22 protein-coding genes and 4 tRNA genes are annotated in these 20,175 nt (G+C 49.2%); 7 read left to right on the top strand and 19 right to left on the bottom strand.

The genetic code is table 11. From position 1 onward, the window contains the following. Positions 1-276: 276 nt before the first annotated feature. From EPB59_RS10530 to mutY, 8 genes are all read right to left on the bottom strand, one after another. Complete coding sequence (locus tag EPB59_RS10530; RefSeq protein ID WP_154172658.1) at positions 277-1,902, bottom strand: methyl-accepting chemotaxis protein; 1,626 nt, start codon at positions 1,900-1,902, stop codon at positions 277-279. A gap of 251 nt (positions 1,903-2,153) precedes the next feature. Beyond that, positions 2,154-2,229: transfer RNA gene (locus EPB59_RS10525), tRNA-Asn, on the bottom strand. 37 nt (positions 2,230-2,266) lie between these two features. Beyond that, positions 2,267-2,342, bottom strand: a tRNA-Phe gene (locus EPB59_RS10520). A gap of 10 nt (positions 2,343-2,352) precedes the next feature. Beyond that, positions 2,353-2,428: transfer RNA gene (locus EPB59_RS10515), tRNA-Thr, on the bottom strand. Between the two features lie 48 nt (positions 2,429-2,476). After that, positions 2,477-2,552: transfer RNA gene (locus EPB59_RS10510), tRNA-Phe, on the bottom strand. A gap of 109 nt (positions 2,553-2,661) precedes the next feature. Further along, positions 2,662-3,789, bottom strand: coding sequence for a membrane-bound lytic murein transglycosylase MltC (gene mltC, locus EPB59_RS10505; RefSeq protein WP_154172656.1), 1,128 nt, complete (start codon positions 3,787-3,789; stop codon positions 2,662-2,664). Between the two features lie 102 nt (positions 3,790-3,891). Next, positions 3,892-4,164: an oxidative damage protection protein gene (locus EPB59_RS10500; RefSeq protein WP_000124737.1), complete on the bottom strand. Its 273-nt coding sequence runs from the start codon at positions 4,162-4,164 to the stop codon at positions 3,892-3,894. Positions 4,165-4,177: 13 nt separating this feature from the next. Beyond that, the gene (mutY, locus tag EPB59_RS10495; RefSeq protein ID WP_154172654.1) at positions 4,178-5,239 is read right to left on the bottom strand and encodes an A/G-specific adenine glycosylase; all 1,062 of its coding nucleotides are present in this window, start codon (positions 5,237-5,239) and stop codon (positions 4,178-4,180) included. A 239-nt stretch (positions 5,240-5,478) separates the two neighbouring features. On the opposite strand from mutY, the gene trmB reads away from it, so the two are divergent. The 3 genes from trmB to EPB59_RS10480 all read left to right on the top strand — a co-directional run bounded on the left by trmB (position 5,479) and on the right by EPB59_RS10480 (position 8,031). Continuing rightward, positions 5,479-6,198, top strand: coding sequence for a tRNA (guanosine(46)-N7)-methyltransferase TrmB (trmB, locus tag EPB59_RS10490; protein ID WP_154172652.1), 720 nt, complete (start codon positions 5,479-5,481; stop codon positions 6,196-6,198). Between the two features lie 236 nt (positions 6,199-6,434). Further along, entirely contained in the window at positions 6,435-7,355 is a 921-nt protein-coding gene (gene glsB, locus EPB59_RS10485) for a glutaminase B (protein WP_154172650.1), read from the top strand. Positions 7,356-7,404: 49 nt separating this feature from the next. Beyond that, positions 7,405-8,031, top strand: a complete 627-nt coding sequence (locus EPB59_RS10480; RefSeq protein WP_154172648.1) for a DNA-3-methyladenine glycosylase family protein — start codon at positions 7,405-7,407, stop codon at positions 8,029-8,031. Position 8,032: 1 nt separating this feature from the next. Here EPB59_RS10480 and hemW read toward each other — a convergent pair whose 3' ends face one another. The 7 genes from hemW to EPB59_RS10445 all read right to left on the bottom strand — a co-directional run bounded on the left by hemW (position 8,033) and on the right by EPB59_RS10445 (position 12,835). Then, on the bottom strand, positions 8,033-9,208 hold the full coding sequence (gene hemW, locus EPB59_RS10475) for a radical SAM family heme chaperone HemW (RefSeq protein WP_154172646.1): 1,176 nt from the start codon (positions 9,206-9,208) through the stop codon (positions 8,033-8,035). Continuing rightward, on the bottom strand, positions 9,202-9,804 hold the full coding sequence (locus EPB59_RS10470; RefSeq protein WP_154172644.1) for an XTP/dITP diphosphatase: 603 nt from the start codon (positions 9,802-9,804) through the stop codon (positions 9,202-9,204). The genes hemW and EPB59_RS10470 overlap by 7 nt, the downstream gene beginning before the upstream one ends. Positions 9,805-9,873: 69 nt before the next feature. Then, positions 9,874-10,305 carry a DUF4426 domain-containing protein gene (locus tag EPB59_RS10465; protein ID WP_002046367.1) on the bottom strand — a complete coding sequence of 144 codons (432 nt, stop codon included), beginning with the start codon at positions 10,303-10,305 and terminating at the stop codon, positions 9,874-9,876. 45 nt (positions 10,306-10,350) lie between these two features. After that, entirely contained in the window at positions 10,351-10,641 is a 291-nt protein-coding gene (yggU, locus tag EPB59_RS10460; RefSeq protein WP_154172642.1) for a DUF167 family protein YggU, read from the bottom strand. Next, positions 10,641-11,198 carry a YggT family protein gene (locus EPB59_RS10455; RefSeq protein WP_009356065.1) on the bottom strand — a complete coding sequence of 186 codons (558 nt, stop codon included), beginning with the start codon at positions 11,196-11,198 and terminating at the stop codon, positions 10,641-10,643. Before EPB59_RS10455 ends, yggU begins: the two co-directional genes overlap by 1 nt. Before the next feature lie 54 nt (positions 11,199-11,252). Then, on the bottom strand, positions 11,253-12,071 hold the full coding sequence (gene proC / locus EPB59_RS10450) for a pyrroline-5-carboxylate reductase (RefSeq protein ID WP_154172640.1): 819 nt from the start codon (positions 12,069-12,071) through the stop codon (positions 11,253-11,255). Positions 12,072-12,124: 53 nt separating this feature from the next. Then, the gene (locus EPB59_RS10445) at positions 12,125-12,835 is read right to left on the bottom strand and encodes a YggS family pyridoxal phosphate-dependent enzyme (RefSeq protein WP_154172638.1); all 711 of its coding nucleotides are present in this window, start codon (positions 12,833-12,835) and stop codon (positions 12,125-12,127) included. 25 nt (positions 12,836-12,860) lie between these two features. Between EPB59_RS10445 and EPB59_RS10440 the strand changes: the two genes are divergently transcribed. From EPB59_RS10440 to tyrS, 4 genes are all read left to right on the top strand, one after another. Further along, entirely contained in the window at positions 12,861-13,898 is a 1,038-nt protein-coding gene (locus tag EPB59_RS10440) for a type IV pilus twitching motility protein PilT (protein WP_000350205.1), read from the top strand. Positions 13,899-13,912: 14 nt separating this feature from the next. After that, positions 13,913-15,019 carry a PilT/PilU family type 4a pilus ATPase gene (locus tag EPB59_RS10435; RefSeq protein WP_154172636.1) on the top strand — a complete coding sequence of 369 codons (1,107 nt, stop codon included), beginning with the start codon at positions 13,913-13,915 and terminating at the stop codon, positions 15,017-15,019. Between the two features lie 118 nt (positions 15,020-15,137). Beyond that, the gene (locus EPB59_RS10430; RefSeq protein WP_195706983.1) at positions 15,138-15,935 is read left to right on the top strand and encodes a helix-turn-helix transcriptional regulator; all 798 of its coding nucleotides are present in this window, start codon (positions 15,138-15,140) and stop codon (positions 15,933-15,935) included. 108 nt (positions 15,936-16,043) lie between these two features. Continuing rightward, on the top strand, positions 16,044-17,324 hold the full coding sequence (gene tyrS / locus EPB59_RS10425; RefSeq protein ID WP_154172632.1) for a tyrosine--tRNA ligase: 1,281 nt from the start codon (positions 16,044-16,046) through the stop codon (positions 17,322-17,324). Between the two features lie 24 nt (positions 17,325-17,348). On the opposite strand, the gene ruvX is transcribed toward tyrS, so the two are convergent. The 4 genes from ruvX to rsmE form a co-directional block, all read right to left on the bottom strand. Then, positions 17,349-17,771, bottom strand: coding sequence for a Holliday junction resolvase RuvX (gene ruvX, locus EPB59_RS10420; RefSeq protein WP_000091869.1), 423 nt, complete (start codon positions 17,769-17,771; stop codon positions 17,349-17,351). 80 nt (positions 17,772-17,851) lie between these two features. After that, complete coding sequence (locus EPB59_RS10415) at positions 17,852-18,415, bottom strand: YqgE/AlgH family protein (protein WP_005526767.1); 564 nt, start codon at positions 18,413-18,415, stop codon at positions 17,852-17,854. A 35-nt stretch (positions 18,416-18,450) separates the two neighbouring features. After that, entirely contained in the window at positions 18,451-19,407 is a 957-nt protein-coding gene (gshB, locus tag EPB59_RS10410; protein ID WP_154172630.1) for a glutathione synthase, read from the bottom strand. Positions 19,408-19,420: 13 nt separating this feature from the next. After that, positions 19,421-20,152: a 16S rRNA (uracil(1498)-N(3))-methyltransferase gene (gene rsmE, locus EPB59_RS10405; protein WP_154172628.1), complete on the bottom strand. Its 732-nt coding sequence runs from the start codon at positions 20,150-20,152 to the stop codon at positions 19,421-19,423. Positions 20,153-20,175: the final 23 nt, after the last annotated feature.

The raw sequence follows: 20,175 nt of genomic DNA, 5'->3' as shown, positions 1-20,175 counted from the left end.
AGGGTTTTCGTGGTAGTCGTCAACATGAAAATCCAAAAAAAATGTTGTTTGTTGCTTTTCTATACTTAATGGCCTGTTTTTGTCCATTTTGCTTGCCAAATTATCGCCGAATCGGCAACAAAGTTCATTTTCAAAAGAGAGCAATGGGTTTTATCAAACCATAAAAACAAAAAAAGCACGTAAAAATACGTGCTTGATAAACATTTCTAGTAAACAACGGTGGATACCCAGTCAGTTCAGGGCTATTACTCCCCGTAGTTGCATTTAAAATACAATCTAACGTGTTACTGAAAAGTGTGCAGCCCACTGTTCTAACTCACGTGCTAGCTTAGTGAGGGTTTGGGTGCTGTTATGGCTTTCTGTCACCACATGGCTTAATTTTGTGCCACTTTCTTCAATCATATTGATGCGACGAGAAATATCATCACTGACTTGAGTTTGTTCTGCGGCTGCGGTGGCAATTTGATGACTCATCGAAGAGACGCTCTCCAACGCATCAACAATCAATGCTAGCGCAGAAGCGGCATTTTCTGATTCTTGCACGCTGCTTTGGCTGGTTTGCCCACAAATCTGGATGGTTTGAATCGCATTACGCGAGCCTTCCTGCAGATTGTGGATCATCTGTTGGATCTCTTTAGTGCTCGTTTGCGTTCGCCCCGCTAAGTTACGCACTTCATCAGCGACCACCGCAAAGCCTCGGCCTTGTTCACCGGCACGAGCCGCTTCAATGGCCGCATTGAGTGCCAGTAAATTAGTTTGCTCTGCAATATCGCCAATTACGTCTAGCACTTTGGCGATGTTTTTCACATCCTGATCCAGATCGGCAACCGCGGTGCTCGCGGTGTGTAATTGGGTCGCTAAGCCTTGAATGTTACTCACCGTGTTGTGGATGAGTTTTTGCGTATGCTGGCTTTGCTGATCCGCTTGATCGGTGTTGAATGCGGTATCGCGCGCTGAATCGGCGACTTGGTTCGCTGAAGAGGCCATTTCGGTCATCGCGGTGGCAATCATCGCGGTGGATTGCTGCTGGCTATCCGTTAATTCGGCAATGCTTTTGGCGCGAGTGCCTGCGCTAACTAATTCAGAACGTAGAGCGACCATGGATTGCTCAAGCTTGGTCACTAAATCTGCTAGTGAGCTGCTCATCTGTTGCACGGCACCATAAATGCTCTCTTTTGGTGCTTTGGTCGCGAATTCTGTGCGAATTCGGCCTTGCGCTACGGCTTGTACTGCGCTGCGTACCTCATTCGGTTCGCCGCCAATAATCAGCAGTATTTTACGAATCGCGATCAGTAGCAGAGATAAAATCGCAACGGCGATCACCACACATAAGCTTAATTGCCATTGCGCGGTAGACCAAAAACGCGCATTCACTTCGTTAAAGCCTATCCCAGTGCCGACAACCCAGCCCCAGTGCGGCGTTTTGCGCGCGATCGAGAGCTTTTCTTCAATCGAGCCATCTGCTTGCTTTTGTGTCCACGTATATTCCACCAACTTGCCGGATTGATTACGCAGTACATCTTGAATTAAGCGGCCAACGCTATTGCCTTTGCCATCTTTAAAATCATTGAAGCTCGTATCATGCAGCTGTGGGTCGAGTGGTGTGGCGACAAATGTCATATTCTCATCCGCCACATACACATATTCATTATCTTTGTAGAGATTGTTGCGCATTAAACGCGTTGCAAGGGCTTTGGCTTCAGGTTCAGACATTTTGCCTTCTTGGGCTAGCTTCTCAACCTCGGTCAAGATGCTATAGGCGCTGTTGAACAGTTCGGTCACTCGCGCTTTGTTATCTAAATTGCTCGCTACTCGCAAAGTCCATAGCCCAGTTGCGGTTAATGCAAGTAGAGCTGTAAGTATGAGGGCAGACAATAAATAGGCTTGGGTTTTTAGTTTCATAGTTTGACCCCTATGGGGAAGGTATAAACAGATTAAATTTTGATGACAGTTTTGTGTCGGCAGGGATAGTAATGAGCTTGCTTATTTATTGATACGAAGTAAGTGTGAAAGTATGAGTTGGATTAAATTTTTGCTTCGAAATAAAAGTGAATGGTGATGTTTAGGCGGGATTTGATGGGGGGAGCCGAGAAAACCCAAATGCACAAAACGCAGATAAAGAAAAACCCAGTCGAAGACTGGGTTTTTAAAAGTGGCTCCTCCTGCTGGACTTGAACCAGCGACCTGCGGATTAACAGTCCGTCGCTCTACCGACTGAGCTAAGGAGGAACAATTTTTATTGTGTCTATGGCACAACTTTTAATAGTGGTGCCTCGAGGCGGAATCGAACCACCGACACGAGGATTTTCAATCCTCTGCTCTACCGACTGAGCTATCGAGGCAAATTTTAAGTGGTGCCGGCTGCCGGAATCGAACTGGCGACCTACTGATTACAAGTCAGTTGCTCTACCTACTGAGCTAAGCCGGCACACGTAACCTTTGCTGTTTGTGTCTTACACCAACAATCTAAAATTCGTGGTGCCCGGAGGCGGAATCGAACCACCGACACGAGGATTTTCAATCCTCTGCTCTACCGACTGAGCTATCCGGGCAACGGAGCGCTATTAAACGGATTTTCCCTTTCTCCGTCAACTTGTTTTTTAAAAAAATTCGAAAAATCAGTTTGATTGTCGCTATTTTCAGCAAAGTGCGGTTTTTTTGTTATCCCGCGTTAAATTCCTTCTTAAATTTGGTCACTTTTTCCAGATAACGACGCGCTTCCGCATTCGGATGTTTTTTGGTTAACGCCCAATAGACTTGGTTGGGTTGCAGGGCATTTAGGTCGCGCATGGCGCGTTGGCGATCGCGACTAAAGGTATTTAATACACCACCAGTTCCACCGTTGTAGGCGGAAATCATGCTGTATTCGAGAGACGTGGGGTGACGTACCTCTTTCAAATAGCGATTTTTCAGGATGTAAAAATAGGCGGTACCCGTATCAATGTTGTTTTCTGGGTTAAATAGATACTCGGGGCTGGGTTCGCCCGAACGGTTTTTGACCAGCTTAAACACATCCCGTCCTGCGGTTTTAGGCACCACTTGCATCAAACCATAGGCGTTGGCCCAACTCACAGCGTAGGGGTTGAAACTGCTTTCGGTTTTGATGATCGCGTAGATCAGATCTTCGGGAATATCGTATTTCTGAGAGGCTTTACGCACTATGTTGGCGTATTTGTAGCCACGGATGTCGATTTGATCTTTGACCATTGGGATTTCGACATAATAGGCTTTCTTGAAGTCGACTTGCTTAACTTTCAAATGGTTAGCTATGAGGTAATCGGCGTAGCGGTTAGCGCGCCATGACCACTGGATCGGTTGTCCATCTTGATCAAGCACCTGTTGATACAAAAAGGGTTGGCCTTTGAGTTCGATATCTTTCGAGGAGAAAAGATCGACATGAGCGGGATCATCGGGAGTCAGTAAGGTGGTGATGATCGCATTACGCAAGTGAGCTTTAGGGTCGGTGGGAGAAACGGTTTCGACGATGATTTTACCTTCGGTGAAGTTGACTTCAGAACGGCTTAGGTAGTTATCTATGTATTTGACGTAGTTATTTTTGCCAGCGATTTTTAGCTCGCGGCGCCCCCAACGTTTTTCGATATTGCCAGAGAAACTATTGATCAATGCATCCAGTGCGGCGGTGTCTTTCTGAAATTGTCCGGGTAATCCGGCTAGATTTTTGGCGAAACGGTTAGTGGGTTCGTAGTCGACATCGTAAATTTTTTCGATAAATTCACGACTACAGCCGCTCAATAGTAGAGCGGTGATACATAACACTAACTTTCTCATGCGCCTCCTTAAAGCGAACTTTCGCTGCTCCTGATACGAAAATGACATCATAACCGAGCGGCATGATGTCATTTTTTGCGAGCAGATGAAATCCGAAATTTCCTACTTTGCAGGCGGGGTATAACCTTCGATATGGACTTCTTTACCTTCAAACAGGAAATTAACCATCTCTTGCTCAAGCAATTTGCGGTGCTCAGGATCCATCATGTTGAGTTTTTTCTCATTGATCAGCATGGTCTGTTTGCTTTGCCATTGTGCCCAAGCTTCTTTGCAGATGTTATCGAAAATACGTTTGCCCAGTTCGCCGGGATAGAGTTGGAAATCCAAGCCGTCGGCTTCTTTCTGCAATCGGGTACAAAATACGGTGCGAGCCATTCACTCTTCCTCTTTAAATGTGGCTATCAATGTCGAAAGGTAAGCTGTGCAACAGTTGTTTCACTGGTGCCGCAAGACCAATCTCATCGGGTTGGCTTAAGTTATACCAAAGACCTTTGCTCCCTTCCATGATGATGTCCGGTTTGCGGCTTAATTCTAGCAAGATCGGCGTGATGTCGAGATGGTAGTGGCTAAAGGTGTGGCGAAATGCGATCAGGGTTTTCTGCGATGTTATTGTGCTATCGCCGATGGCGCGCTGATCTATGGTGGTTTGAATATTGGCGATCTCTGATTGGGGAAAACAGTACAAACCGCCCCAAATTCCACTTTGCGGGCGCTGCTCAAGCCAGACTGCATTGTCGTGATAGAGCATGACAAACCAAGTGGCTTTGACGGGTTTATCTATTTTCGGTTTCTTGCCCGGATACTCTTGGGGATTGCCTTGCTGCTTGGCTAGGCAAAACGATTCCACTGGGCACAGGCTGCATTTGGGCTTGCTGCGAGTGCAGATCATTGCGCCCATATCCATCATGGCTTGATTGTATTTATCAACATCCACACTTGGCGTGTGCATTTCTGCATAATGCCAAAGCTGGTTCTCGACACTTTTTTGCCCCGGCCAGCCTTGAACAGCAAAGCAACGCGCCAAAGTGCGTTTTACATTACCATCCAAAATGGCGTGTGGTTTTTTATACACAGAAGAGAGCACGGCTGCCGCGGTTGAACGGCCGACACCGGGTAGCGCATTCATCAGCTCTAAATCAGTCGGAAACTCGCCGCCATATTGATTAACTACGGTTTGCGCCGCTTTATGTAGATTGCGCGCCCTTGCGTAGTAGCCAAGCCCCGTCCAGAAATGCAGCACTTCATCTTGCGGTGCTGCCGCGAGGGCTTGTACGGTCGGGAAGCGTTCTAAAAAGCGTTCAAAGTAGGGGATCACGGTCGCGACTTGGGTCTGCTGTAACATGATTTCCGATAACCAAACGCGATACGCATTTTTATTTTGTTGCCACGGCAGGTTTTTGCGGCCGTAGGCGTCATACCAAGTAAGGATGGCCTGTGCAAAAGGAGTCACGACTTGCTCATTATTATTGTCTAAACTAGTGGAGCAAAATTGCACCACAGATTGGTGGTGAAGTAAAACCGACAAACATTGGGGATATTCTCCTCCTTCCTGTTCGAAGCTGTGGCGGTGTTGGCGGCAGCGGCAAAGAGTTTGAGGGCAGGATAGTGAACGGTCAGTAATAACACTTGCACCGTTGACGATTCTTTGGATAATTCCCGCTCTGATTTAGCAATGTGCAGGCAATAGAAATGAGCGAAGTAATCACCCAGGAATTTACCGAAGATGGCAAAGTGCTGCGTCGTATTCGTAGCTTTGTTCGTCGTGAAGGTCGTTTGACCAAAGGCCAGGAAGCCGCAATGAAAGAGTGCTGGCCAACCATGGGTATTGATTACCAGCCAGAGCTGTTGGATTGGCAACAGGTGTTTGGTAACGACAATCCGGTTGTGTTGGAGATTGGTTTTGGCATGGGCGCGTCCTTGGTCGAAATGGCGAAAAACGCACCTGAGAAAAACTTCCTCGGCATTGAAGTACACAGCCCAGGTGTCGGTGCTTGTTTGGCTTCGGCGCGTGAAGCGGGTGTGACTAACTTGCGTGTGATGTGCCATGACGCGGTGGAAGTGTTTGCACACATGATCCCAGATAACAGCCTGCACACTTTGCAATTATTCTTCCCAGATCCTTGGCACAAGAAACGCCACCACAAGCGCCGTATCGTGCAGCTTGAATTTGCTGAAATGGTACGCCAAAAGCTGATCATCGGCAGCGGTGTATTCCATATGGCAACTGACTGGGAAAACTACGCAGAACACATGGTTGAAGTGATGAATCAAGCCCCCGGTTTTGCTAACTTGGCAACCGATGGCGATTACATTCCTCGCCCTGATGAGCGCCCACTGACCAAGTTTGAGCAGCGTGGTCACCGTTTAGGCCATGGCGTGTGGGACATTAAGTACCAACGCACTGCTTAAATATCCCCTTCCTATTTGAAGCTGCAGCGGTGTTGGCTACGTTCATTCACCCCAATCACATAGTCTGTCTATGCTCATGGGGATGAACTCACTTGCCGCCTAGCTGCAACTCCAAGTAGTTTGGGTATAGAGAATTTTGCTTAAGCCAACATTTGATGTTGGCTTTTTTGACCCTAATCCTCAAGCTATTGAACAACTGAAATAGCTTGAGACAAACTAATAATAAAGAGTCAACCATGAAGCCAACAGCAGACATTTTAGCCAGCATTCTTGACGAAGTTCGCCCACTCACCGTGCAAGGTCAAGTTGCCGATTACATCCCCGCACTAGCGAAAGTACCGAGTGATAAATTGGGTATTGCGGTGTTTACCAACCAAGGGGAAGTCATCACGGCAGGCGATGCGGAAGAAGGATTTTCGATTCAGTCGATCTCCAAAGTGCTGAGTCTGACTTTGGCTATGGGCTTGTATCAACCGGATGAACTGTGGAGTCGCGTGGGTAAAGAGCCTTCCGGCCAAGCATTCAACTCGTTAATTCAGCTTGAAATGGAGCAAGGGATTCCGCGTAATCCTTTTATCAATGCTGGCGCGATTGTCGTGTGCGATATGCTGCACAGTCGCCTCTCTGCTCCTCGCCAGCGTTTGTTGGAGTTTGTACGCCAGCTCAGCGGCGAACCGCAAATTGCTTATGACAAAGTCGTGGCTGCTTCGGAGATGATGCACAGTGATCGCAACGCCGCGATTGCGTATTTGATGCGTTCATTTGGCAATTTCCACAATGAGGTTATTCCAGTACTGCACAACTATTTTCACGCCTGCGCATTGAAAATGAGCTGTGTTGAGCTGGCGAAAACCTTCAGCTATCTGGCCAACAAAGGTGTTTCTGTGGCGACGGGGGAAACGGTGATCACGCCAACCCAAAGCAAACAAACTAATGCCTTACTCGCCACGTGCGGCTTGTATGATGGGGCAGGAGAGTTTGCCTATCGAGTCGGTATGCCGGGGAAATCAGGTGTTGGCGGCGGGATTATTGCTGTCGTTCCAGGTGAGATGACGATTGCGGTATGGTCCCCCGCGTTGGATCTATCGGGTAACTCGCTCGCGGGTACTCGCGCGTTAGAGCTTTTAGCGCAGCGGATTGGCCGTTCGATTTTTTAACGCCGATGATTTAACTTCGATTTTTTAAGCACATAGGGCAGGGAAGCCGATGGCAGAAAGTAACGAGCAACAGATCCATCAATATTTGTTGGCGCAGTGTGCCGATTTCCCTCATCTGTGTCAGGTTCTAGCTCACAACGGCCCGCGCAGCCTTGCCCCTCAAACGCCAGATCGTTTTTTGCCTTATCTCTGCCGAGCGGTGGCTGGGCAACAGTTATCGGTGACAGCCGCGAAAACCATTTGGGGACGAGTGGATGAGCTATGCCAACAACACGGCTCCTTACCAGCATTGTTAGTTGAAGAGCAGTATGCTGCGCTGCGTGCCTGTGGCTTATCCAATGCCAAAGTCAAAACCCTGATTGGAATTAATCGTGCACTGCTTGATGGCACCCTTTCGGAAGCGATCTTTCAACGCCACGAAGCAGATTTTATTACTCAGCAGTTAGTGCAATTGTGGGGTGTTGGTCAGTGGACTGCCGAGATGGCTCTGATGTTTTTCTTCGCATTACCTGATGTGTGGTCGTCAGGTGATGCCGCTTTGACACGCGGTTTAAATAGGTTGGCGCAAAAAGAAGGCGTTGCACCTGAAGATATCCTCACGGCAGCAACGCCATATCGTACTTATCTGGCTCTGCATATTTGGCAGATGTTAGACGCCGATCTTCTCTCTCAATAAATCACTCTTCATCATCGGCCATAAAGGCTTCGAGCAGATCATTAAGGAACAGTTTGCCCTTTTCCGTGATTTGCCAATGCTGATCATCTTCACTGAGATAGCCTTCACTGAGCGCCCAATCTAAGGTTGGGCGGATCACGTCAATCGCCAGTCCCGTGGTGGCGGTAAAATCGGCTTTTGGGCAGGGTTCAATCAAGCGAAAGCGGTTCATAAAAAACTCAAACGGCTTGTCTTGATCGGCAACCAACTGCTCGCTATCCAAATAGGCTTTGGCCAGATTGTTCAGCGCAGCCAAGTAACCGCGCGGATGCTTGGTTTTGGTGGTACGGACAATTCGCCCATCAGCAAAACTCAGTTTGCCGTGCGCGCCGCAGCCAATCCCGAGGTAATCACCAAAGCGCCAATAGTTGAGGTTGTGCTGACACTGATAGCCCGGCTTGCTGTAGCCAGAAATCTCATACTGCACATACCCTGCATCACTGAGCTTTTGATGGCCGAGTTCGAAAATATCCCATAGCGCATCTTCATCCGGCAGCTTAGGCGGTTTCGAGTAAAACAGCGTGTTGGGTTCAATAGTCAGTTGATACCAAGAGAGATGCGGCGGATTGAGCGCGATCGCCTGATCCAAATCAGCCAGTGCTTGCTCGGGCGTTTGATCCGGTAAGCCGTGCATCAAATCCAAATTAAAGCTGTTGAGGCCAATTTGGTGTGCTAACTGTGCGGCGCGCACCGCTTCTTGTTGGCCGTGAATGCGTCCTAAACGCGCTAATTTTTCTGGCTCAAAACTCTGCACACCAATCGAAATGCGAGTGACCCCAGCGGTGCGATAGCCAGCAAAACGCTGCGCTTCAATCGTGCCGGGGTTGGCTTCCATGGTGATCTCAATGTCCGGCTTAAACGCAATACGTTCGGCAACGCCTTGCAGCAAACGCGCGATGCCTTCAGCAGAGATAAGGCTCGGTGTGCCGCCGCCAATAAATATCGAATGCAGCAGGCGAGGATCACCCTTGAGCTGGTAACGTTCGATGTCGCGATCCAGATCTTCCAACAGCGCATCCAAATACTCTTGCTCAGGAATCTCGCCTTTCTGCGCGTGCGAGTTGAAATCGCAGTACGGGCATTTCTGCACGCACCACGGAATATGAATGTATAAGCTAAGCGGTGGAGGCGTTAGCATGTACGCTGCTCTTCAATCGCTTTGAACAGTTTTTGCAGGGCTTTGCCGCGGTGTGAAAGCTGTTTTTTGCGCACCGGTTCTAGTTCAGCAGAAGCGCAGTTTTCTTCCGGAACCCAGAAAATAGGGTCGTAACCAAAGCCATTGCTGCCGTGTGGTGCGGTGAGGATTTTGCCTTCCCACTTGCCGTGGCAAACGATAGGCGTTGGGTCATCCGCGTGGCGCATCAACACCAGTACACAATGAAAACGCGCACTGCGCTGGTCGTCTGGCACATCTTGCATCGCCACTAGCAGCTTATTGAGATTGTCACCGTCGTTGGCATGCTCGCCCGCGTAGCGCGCGGAATAGATGCCCGGCGCACCGTTTAGGTAGTCCACTTCCAAACCGGAATCATCGGCAATCGCCGGTAATCCGGTAATTTGCGAGGCATGACGTGCCTTGATGATCGCATTTTCGATAAAAGTGGTGCCTGTTTCTGCCACTTCAGGGACGTTGAATTCGCTTTGCGCGACGACATCAAACCCAAAATCGGACAATAGGTCCGCCATTTCACGCACCTTGCCTTGATTGCCCGTGGCTAAAACGATCTTTTTCATGCTGTTCTCTGTGGTTTATATGGGGAAAACCGACGGCTGCGTCGTAGATTCCCCATGTTTTCTATAAAATTACTGTTCGGTATAGAACTTTTGGCTGAAGGTTAGTTTTCCCGCCCCTTTCAGACCTGCATCGACATCAATATCAAACGTCAGCATCTCTTCATTGCTGATCGGCACTTCCGCCAAGTAGTAAATCGCGTTGCCTTCTTTGACTTGCTTAAAGCTCAGTTCACGCAAGTTACCAATCAGGTTTTTGGCATGGCCGGTCAGCTTGGCTTCGGTTGCAGGTTTACCCAATGAAGCACGATCTAACACACTGATATTGAGGATCGCGGTATAACCGTTGCGCGTCAGCTGATAACTGCTCGCCACCTTCGGGGTTAAAAAGGTTGAGTTGAATGCCGAATAGTGCACTTCAATATCTTTAATGGTTTTTAGCTGCTCAGCGCTCGCTGGCAAAGCCAATAGGGTGAGCAGTAGTGACATCATCCATTTACGCATAATCGATTCTCCTTGTGAAAAAACTCCCTCAGAGAGGGAGTGTGATTATTCAATCAGTGCTGCAATTTCAGGTGGGATCTGGCTTGGCTGTAGGATACGCACTTGTTTGTGGCGTCCCAGTTCGCCCTTTTCGATCACCACCGAACCTTTCGCCACTTTGCACTGCTTGGCGAGATATTTGCTCAAGTGTGCGTTGGCTTTACCATCAATCGGCGGCGCGGTGATGGCGACTTTGAGTTCCTCACCATGCAGACCGACAATGCTGTCGCGGCTCGCTTTCGGTTGAATATAGAGCCGCAGCAGTAGATCGTCACCTTCTCGCCATATGGCGCTCATTACAACTGATACCAGATTGGACCAATCAAATCGCCCATCAGGAAGTTGGCAAATTGCAGCACAATGAAGAGTACCAGCACACTTAAATCAAAGCCGCCCATCACCGGAATAATACGGCGGATCGGTGCGAGCATAGGTTCAGTGAGTTGATTGAACACGTACTCAATTGGGCTACGGCCTTGGCTGACCCAGCTCAGGATAGCGCGGATCAAGAGAACCCAGAACAACAAGCCGCCTGCGGCTTTGATCAGAGAAAGCAAGCCGAGGAAGAGGAAATCAGCACTGAAAGTGACAGCGCCGCCGGAGGCTATCAGTACCAAAGCCACATATTTCAGCACGCAGAGTACATAGGCAAACAGCACGGTGGCGAGGTCCATGCTGCCCAATGACGGGATCACGCGGCGTAGGGGACCAACCACAGGTTGTGTGGCTTTAACAATAAATTGAGAAAACGGATTGTAGAAATCAGCGCGCGCGGCTTGCAGCCAAATGCGCAAAATGACCACCATGATGTAGAGGTCAAACAGGGTATTGATGAGAAAGCTCATTGAATTCATAAGTTGCCCTTATTGATTTGGCGGCTGCTCATCTTGATGAGAGCTGCCTTAAGATTAAAATAGTTGTTCCATTTCCTGCGCGCGAGCAACGGCCGCTTGCATCGCTTTCGCGACAATGTCGCTAAGCTGGTGATCATTAAAAGTTTGGATCGCTTGCGCTGTCGTGCCGCCTTTTGATGTTACTTGTTCACGCAGTGTCGCCAGTGATGTTTCTGGATTTGCTTTGACCATTTCTGCGGCACCGAGCGCCGATTGTTGTACCAGCAAGCGCGCGGTTGCTTCATCAAAGCCTTGTGCCATGGCTTCTTGCTGCATGGCTTGCATAAACAAGAAGAAATAAGCGGGAGCGCTCCCTGCGGCGGCAATCACGCTGTTGATGCCGGATTCGTTTTCTACCCAGCACACTTCACCGACGCTTTGCATCAGTTGAGTGGTAAAAGTTTTATCTGTTTCGCTCACCGAATCTGGCGCATACAAGCCACTCATACCACGGTTCACCAGCGAAGGGGTATTGGGCATCACACGCACTAAATTGAGCTGGGTTGCCAGCATTTCATTGAGTCGATTCACCGACACGCCTGCTGCAATCGAGATAACCAATTTTCCAGAGAAATCGACCGCTTGCAGTGGCTTACACACCTCTGCCATCAGCTGCGGTTTGACCGCTAACACCACCACATCCGCTTGTTGCGCCGCAGCAAGGTTATCGCTGGTGGTGCGAATGCCATATTGCGCTTCAAGAGGCTCGCGGCGTGTGAGTGATGGAGCGGTCGCAACGATGTTATTCGCGGCATAACCACTGGCAATCAATCCCGCAATAATGGCGCGCGCCATGTTTCCTGCGCCGATAAAGGCGATGCTTCTCTGTTCCATTCGATGCTCTCAAATCTAAAATAGTGCACTCGTCGCAACGAGTATTCCAAACGTTAAGCGTTACGGCTGTAATCGCGCTCGCCAAAAATTGCCGTACCAATCCGCACTATGGTGCTGCCAGCTTCAATCGCCGCTTGCATATCGCCACTCATGCCCATGGATAAGGTATCAATCTGTGGGTATTTCTGAGCCAATTGTTGCTGCAATTCGGCTAATTGGATAAACGCTGCCAGCTGCGCAGGGTAATCCGGTACGTTTTCAGGAATTGACATCAGCCCTCTTAACGTGAGGTTTGGCAGGCCAGAAATCAATTCAGCTAATGTAAATAATTGCTGTGGTTCGATACCGGATTTCGAGGCTTCACCGCTGGTATTGACCTGAATCAGCACTTGCAGTGGCGGCATGCCCGCAGGGCGCTGTTCATTAAGGCGCAAGGCAATTTTCTCGCGCTCAATCGTGTGTACCCAGTCAAAATGTTCCGCGACTAAGCGCGTTTTATTCGACTGTAGTGGGCCGATAAAGTGCCACTCTAACGCTAATTGTGGATGATGCTCGGCAAAATAGCGGATTTTATCGACGCCTTCTTGCACATAATTTTCACCAAAGCAGCGTTGCCCTGCTTGAGTCGCTTCAAGAATTGCCTCGACGGGTTTGGTTTTGCTTACCGCGAGAAGTTGCACAGTGCTTCGAGCGCGTCCACACTTTTGTTGTGCGCTTTCGATCTGTGCAGTGATATGTTCAATGTTTTGTTGAATACTACGCATAGCCAGACTTTATTAAGGAATTTAAATGGATATCGCTGAGTTACTGGAATTTAGTGTAAAGCATAACGCGTCAGATCTACATCTTTCCGCCGGTGTTCCGCCTATGGTACGGATTGATGGTGAAGTTAGGAAGCTTGGCGTGCCTGCTTTTACCCATTCTGACGTACATCGCTTGGTATTTGAAATTATGAATGATGCCCAGCGCAGTGAATATGAAGAAAAATTAGAAGTCGATTTTTCTTTTGAACTGCCTAATGTTGGCCGTTTCCGGGTTAACGCGTTTCACCAATCGCGCGGATGCTCTGCGGTATTTCGTACCATTCCGACGGTGATACCGACGTTAGATCAGCTTGAAGCTCCTGAGATTTTTACCAAGATCGCCAATTATGAAAAAGGCTTAGTGCTGGTCACTGGACCTACCGGTTCGGGTAAATCCACCACGCTCGCGGCGATGGTTGATTACGTGAATGCCCACCATAACAAGCACATTTTGACCATTGAAGATCCGATTGAATTTGTACATAGCAACAATAAGTGTTTGATCAACCAACGCGAAGTGCACCGTGATACCCACAGTTTTAAAAACGCACTGCGTTCGGCACTGCGTGAAGATCCGGATGTGATTCTGGTTGGTGAGCTGCGTGACCAAGAAACTATTAGCTTGGCGCTCACCGCGGCAGAAACGGGTCACTTAGTATTTGGTACTTTGCACACCAGCTCGGCGGCGAAAACCATCGACCGTATTATCGACGTTTTTCCTGGCAGTGATAAAGACATGGTGCGCTCAATGCTTTCTGAATCTCTGCGTGCAGTTATCGCGCAAAAGCTCTTAAAACGCGTGGGTGGCGGTCGTGTCGCGTGCCATGAAATCATGCTGGCGACTCCGGCAATCCGTAACTTGATCCGTGAAGATAAAGTGGCGCAGATGTATTCAATCATCCAAACCGGTGCCGCTCATGGCATGCAAACCATGGAGCAAAACGCCAAACAGCTGATCGCGCGTGGTGTGGTGGATGCGCAAGAAGTGCAGAGCAAAATCGAGTTGGATTTAAAAGCATTTTAAGTAGGTAAACAGCGATGGAGTTAAATCAATATCTGGATGGGATGCTGAGCCATAAAGCATCGGATCTTTACATCACTGTTGGTGCGCCGATTTTATATCGAGTCGATGGTGAATTGCGTGCGCAAGGTGAAGTGCTCAGTTTGGCGGATGTGACGGCCTTATTGCATGCGATGATGGACGACGCGAGACAAGCGGAATTTAAGCAGACGCGTGAAGCGAACTTTGCTGTGGTGCGTGATAGTGGCCGTTTCCGGGTGAGTGCGTTTTTCCAACGTGAATTGCCGGGGGCGGTGATCCGCCGGATTGAAACGCGTATTCCCACCTTTGAAGAGCTGAAATTACCCGAGGTACTGCAAAATTTAGCGATTGCTAAACGCGGTTTAGTTTTGGTGGTAGGCGCAACCGGTTCGGGTAAATCGACCACTATGGCGGCCATGACTGGCTATCGTAACCAGCACCGTACTGGGCATATTTTGACGGTCGAAGATCCCATTGAGTTTGTACATGAACACAAGCGTTGCATCGTGACTCAGCGAGAAGTGGGGCTCGATACCGAAAGTTATGAAATCGCGCTGAAAAACTCGCTGCGCCAAGCACCAGATATGATTTTGATTGGTGAAATTCGCAGCCGAGAAACCATGGAATACGCAATGACTTTCGCGGAAACGGGTCATCTGTGTATGGCCACGCTGCACGCCAACAACGCTAACCAAGCGTTAGAGCGGATTTTGCATTTAGTGCCGAAAGAGCAGCGTGAGCAGTTCCTGCTCGACTTGTCACTCAATCTAAAAGGGGTGGTTGGTCAGCAGTTGCTACGTGATAAAAATGGCAAAGGACGGCATGGGGTGTTTGAAGTGTTGCTTAATAGCCCACGAGTCGCGGATTTGATTCGCCGTGGCGAACTGCATGAGCTGAAAACGACCATGGCGCGCTCCAAAGAAGTAGGTATGCAGACTTTCGACCAAGCCTTATACCAGCTAGTGGTGGATGACAAAATCAGTGAGCAAGATGCCCTGCACAGTGCGGATTCTGCCAACGATCTGCGTTTGATGCTCAAAACCAAGCGTGGTGATAACTACGGCAGCGGATCTTTGCAAAATGTGAAGATTGATATGGAGTAGCGGTTGGTTGCTTTGTGCGCTTTGCTTTCACTCCCTGCAACTCAAGCGAGTTTGGGATAGAGCTTCGAGTCTGGATTGGGCATACTGCCACTTTCTCGGCTGAATGGGTGGAGTGTACATGCAGATCACGACTCAAGAATATCTCGCATTAGGTGACGCGATTGCGGCGTTAAAGACGCCGCAATTTACGTCTCGCCTCGTGGCAGTGCTGCGTTGTATTGCCGATTTTGATTGCGCGGTGATCTTGGGCTATCGCCCCAACAAACATCCGATTTATCTGTATGACTCGCTCTCAGCTCAGCGTGAGCTTCTGTTTCAGCGTTATCTGACACATGCTTATCTCGATGATCCTTTCTACAGTGCTTTGCAGCACAACACGCGCTCAGGGGTGTTTCATCTCTCTGATTTAATGCCGCTCAATTCGCAGCAAAAAGCCTATCAACACCAGTTTTATGCGCAAACCGGTTGGCAGGATGAAGTGAGTTTGGTGGTCAACCTCGATGACGAGCGTTCGATTGTAGTGTATCTCGGCTGCTTTAAGCCACGCTCTTTTCCTCGTGAACAGATAGCCGCGTTGCAACAGCGGTTTACCGTGTTGCAAGCCTTGTGTCAGCAGCATTGGCAGCAGCAGCCACTGCGGTTAGCGGAAAGTGCGCAGCCCAACCAAGAGTTACGGACTTGGGTTGAGCAGGCGATCCAGAGTTTTGGCGCGCAGCGTTTAAGCCCGCGAGAGCAGGAGATCACCGCACTGCTTATCCAAGGTTTAGACTCACAAGAGATTGCCGAGGTACTGGCCATCAGCCACGGCACAGTCAAAAATCATCGCAAACGCATCTATGCGCAGCTGCATGTCAGCTCGTTAAGCGAGCTGTTTCAACTGTTTCTCAATCATCTGATTGGCGCAGCCGCGGATTAGGTTGTCTTTCCTCCTTAGGTCATCAATTACCAAGATTGTCCCTTTAGGGACATCGCTCCCGATGTTTAAAGTTGGTTACTCTGCTTGCCAAGACTTTTAGGAGGCAGAATGAATTCACAGCAACTTTTTGATGATTTACAGCAGCGCGGTTTGATCGCGCAAAGCACGCCACTGGAGGCGCTGGTTGAGCGCTTTACTACGCCGCAAGTGCTGTATTGCGGTTTTGACCCCACTGCAGGCAGTTTGCACATCGGTCATTTGGTGCCACTGCTGATGCTTAAGCGTTTTCAAAACGCCGGACATCAAGCGATTGCGCTCATCGGTGGTGCCACAGGCATGATTGGCGATCCAAGTTTTAAAGCCAACGAGCGGGTGCTCAATAGTGCGCAAACTGTGCAGCAGTGGGTGAGTGATTTAAGCCAGCAAATCACGCAATTGATGGCCTCGCAGAGCGAAAACTGCGCATCGCTGATGACCGTCAATAATGCTGATTGGATCGGCAAGATCAATCTGATCGATTTTTTCCGCGATGTGGGTAAGCATTTTTCAGTCAATACAATGATCAATCGTGAATCGGTGAAGCAGCGTTTAGCGCGTCCGGATCAAGGCATCTCCTTTACCGAGTTCAGTTACTCTTTGCTGCAATCTTATGACTTTGCGCATCTCAATCGTGAGTTTGGTTGCGCGCTGCAAATTGGTGGCAATGATCAGTGGGGCAATATTGTCAGCGGGATTGATTTGACTCGCCGCCTCAATGGTGCCGAAGTATGTGGTTTAACTTTGCCGCTGATCACCAAATCTGATGGAACTAAATTTGGCAAAACCGAAAGTGGTGCAGTGTGGCTTGAGAGCAGTAAAACCTCGCCGTACCGCTTCTACCAGTTTTGGTTAAACAGTGATGATGCGGATGTGTACCGCTTCTTGGCGTATTACACTTTTTTGAGCACTGCTGAGATTGAGGACATTCGCCAAGCCGATACGTTACGCGAAGGCAAGCCACAAGCGCAGCAGATTTTGGCAGAGCACGTGACCCGTTTTGTGCATGATGAAGAGGGACTCGCTGCGGCGCAGCGGATTACTCAAGCGCTGTTTAGCGGGGATGTCAGCTATCTCAGCTTAAGTGAGTTGGCTCAGTTAGAGTTAGATGGTCTGCCTTGTGTGGCGGCATCACGTACCGATTCCTTACTCGATTTGCTGCTCAATTCAGGTTTAGCCAGTTCCAAGCGCCAAGCGCGCGAGTGGTTGGAGAGTGGGGCGATCCGTGTCAATGGTGAGCGAGTACAGCAAGAGGGCGTGTTATCGGGCTTTGCTCTGTTTGATCGCTACTACGTGTTGCAACGCGGTAAGAAGCAGTTTGCTTTGATCAAATTGGAAGGTTTGGCTGAGTAAAATCGTTTGATAGAAGCAGTGGGGTTAGCCCCACTGACTTTCAAACCAACTCTCTAGAATGATCACCGCCGATTGGCAGTCCACATTGCCTTTGCTCAGTGCTTTGTAACCGCCCATGGCGAACAGTTCTGCGCGCGCTTCGGTGGTGGAAAGACGCTCATCATGCAGTTCTACGGGCAAACCAAAACGGCCATGCAAACGCTGAGCGAATTTCTTTGCGCGTGGGGTGATGGTGTCCAGATCTTTGCCGTGCAGATCGGTAGGCAGGCCAACAATCAATAAATTGGGTTGCCACTCTTTGATCTGTTTTTCAATTTCATCCCAATTGGGGATGCCATCATTGGCTTTAAACGCTTTTAGCGGTGACGCCGTGCCAGTGATCTCTTGGCCGATTGCACTGCCAATGCTTTTGGTGCCGTAATCAAAGGCCATAACGGTACGTGACATGGTGTTTCTCTTTTAATAAAAAATGTTCAATAAAAATGACAGTAAAAAATGAGGCTGCGTGATCGCAGCCTTGGATTTGGTTAGGCGTGTCCGGCGTCGCTGGAAAGCTGCGCAGGGGAGATGCCGAGTTTTTGGATCGCCTTTTGCCATTTCTCATGCACGGGCGTATTAAAAATCAGCTCAGGATCCGCTTCTATGGTGAGCCAAGAGTTTTCGGTGAGTTCCACCTCTAACTGTCCAGCAGACCAACCAGAATAGCCAAGCGCGACAATGTAGCCTTCAGGCTCCGCCTCGGTACCGAGTACAGTGAGAATATCCTTCGAGGTGGTGACGGCGATGTCATCGGTCATGTTCATGCTCGATTCGTAGTGATCGCGCGGACGATGCAGAATAAACCCACGATCTTCCGATACCGGACCACCATTGAACACCGGCTTTTTCAGACTTTCTTGGTGAGACTGTGGGTAAGCCGGTTCGATATCAACCTGCTTGAGCATGCCGCCGACCGTTATATCGATCGGCGCATTGATCATTAACCCCATCGCGCCATCTTGGTTGTGCTCGCAGATATAAATCACGCTGCGCTTGAAGTAAGGATCCTTCATGCTAGGCATGGCAACCAGAAAATGATTGGTAAGATTCATACTGTGTCCAACCTCTATTTCACTGCTGTGGCTGCTCACATTGCGGCCGCTTTAAGGCGACGTTCAATGGCATCCATCAACTTGCCTGTGATTGAAATATCGTACGCAGCTTCAATCTCTCGAATACAGGTTGGGCTGGTAACGTTAATTTCGGTCAGTTTATCGCCAATGACATCCAAGCCTACAAACAGTAGCCCTTTCTCTTTTAGGGTCGGAGCGACCGCTAGAGCAATTTTCTTATCGGTTTCACTCAGTGGGCGAGGCTCACCACGACCGCCGGCAGCCAAGTTACCGCGGGTTTCACCTTTGGCTGGAATTCGCGCCAAGCAGTAAGGCATAGGTTCACCATCGACCACCAAAATGCGTTTGTCACCGTTGCTGATATCTGGCACAAAGGTCTGAGCCATGCAGTAATTCTGGCCGTGGTTGGTTAAGGTTTCGATGATCACTGAGAGGTTAGGATCGCCCTCTTTAACGCGGAAAATCGAAGCTCCGCCCATACCATCGAGGGGTTTTAGAATCACATCCCCGTGCTGTTCACGGAAGGCTTTAATCTTCTCGGCTTTACGCGTCACCATGGTGATCGGCGTCAGCTCTGGGAACCAAGCGGTGAACAGTTTTTCATTACAATCGCGTAGGCTTTGTGGTTTGTTCACTACCAATACGCCTTCATCTTCCGCGCGCTCCAAAATGTAGGTTGCGTAGATGTATTCGGTGTCGAACGGCGGATCCTTACGCATTAAAATCGCATCCAATTCAGAAAGTGCGATGGTTTGCTCGGATTTGAATTGATACCAACCGCTCGGATCTTCTTTCAGCTCGACAACTTTAGTATCGGCCAGTGCCACACCTTGCTCTAAGTGTAGATCATTCATTTCCATATAATGGATTTCATAACCGCGACGCTGCGCTTCAAGCATCATGGCAAAGCTGGAATCTTTTTTGATGTTAATGGAAGCGATGGGATCCATCACAATACCGAGTTTAATCATGGTTTATCTCCATTTAGCCAAGATCGCCGAAACGAACTTGTAGTGCAGTTATCGCTGTGAGTGCCGCAGTTTCTGTGCGCAGTACGCGTGGGCCTAACAAGGTTTCTTCAAACTGGTAACGACGTGTCATATCAATTTCTTCCGCTGACAGACCGCCTTCAGGACCAATCAGCAAACGAACTTTGCTCACTGGGGTGGGTAAGGTGTTGACCGAGTATTTAGCGCGTGGGTGCAAATTGAGTTTCAGTGCCTCGGTTGGCTCTGCACACCAAGCTTCGAGATCCATAATTGGGCGGATTTCTGGCACGGTATTACGGCCACACTGCTCGCAAGCGCTGATCGCAATTTTCTGCCACTGCTGGATCTTCTTCTCGAAGCGTTTTTCATCCAACTTCACGCCACAACGCTCAGAAAGCAGAGGGGTGATGGTGGTTACGCCCAATTCCACCGATTTTTGGATGGTGAACTCCATCTTATCGCCGCGTGAAATCACCTGACCAAGATGCAGATCGAGGGGCGATTCAATACTGTTTTCCACGCGCGCTGTGATGTTGACCAGCACCTGCTTTTTGCCGACTTCACTGATCACGGCTGGGAATTCAGCCCCAAAGCCATCGAATAGCAGCACTTCTTGTTCAGCTTGCATACGCAATACGCGACCGATATGCCCAGCGGCATCTTCACTCAGGGCTACGGTGCAAAGCTGGTGGATCGGTTCTGGATGATAAATTCGTGGGATGCGCATGCGGATAATTCCTAATCATTAAA

Source organism: Vibrio metoecus (genome assembly GCF_009665255.1).
Lineage (GTDB): Bacteria > Pseudomonadota > Gammaproteobacteria > Enterobacterales > Vibrionaceae > Vibrio > Vibrio metoecus_B.
Note: the sequence above shows the minus strand (reverse complement) of the source record. Positions and strands in the feature narration are given on the sequence as shown.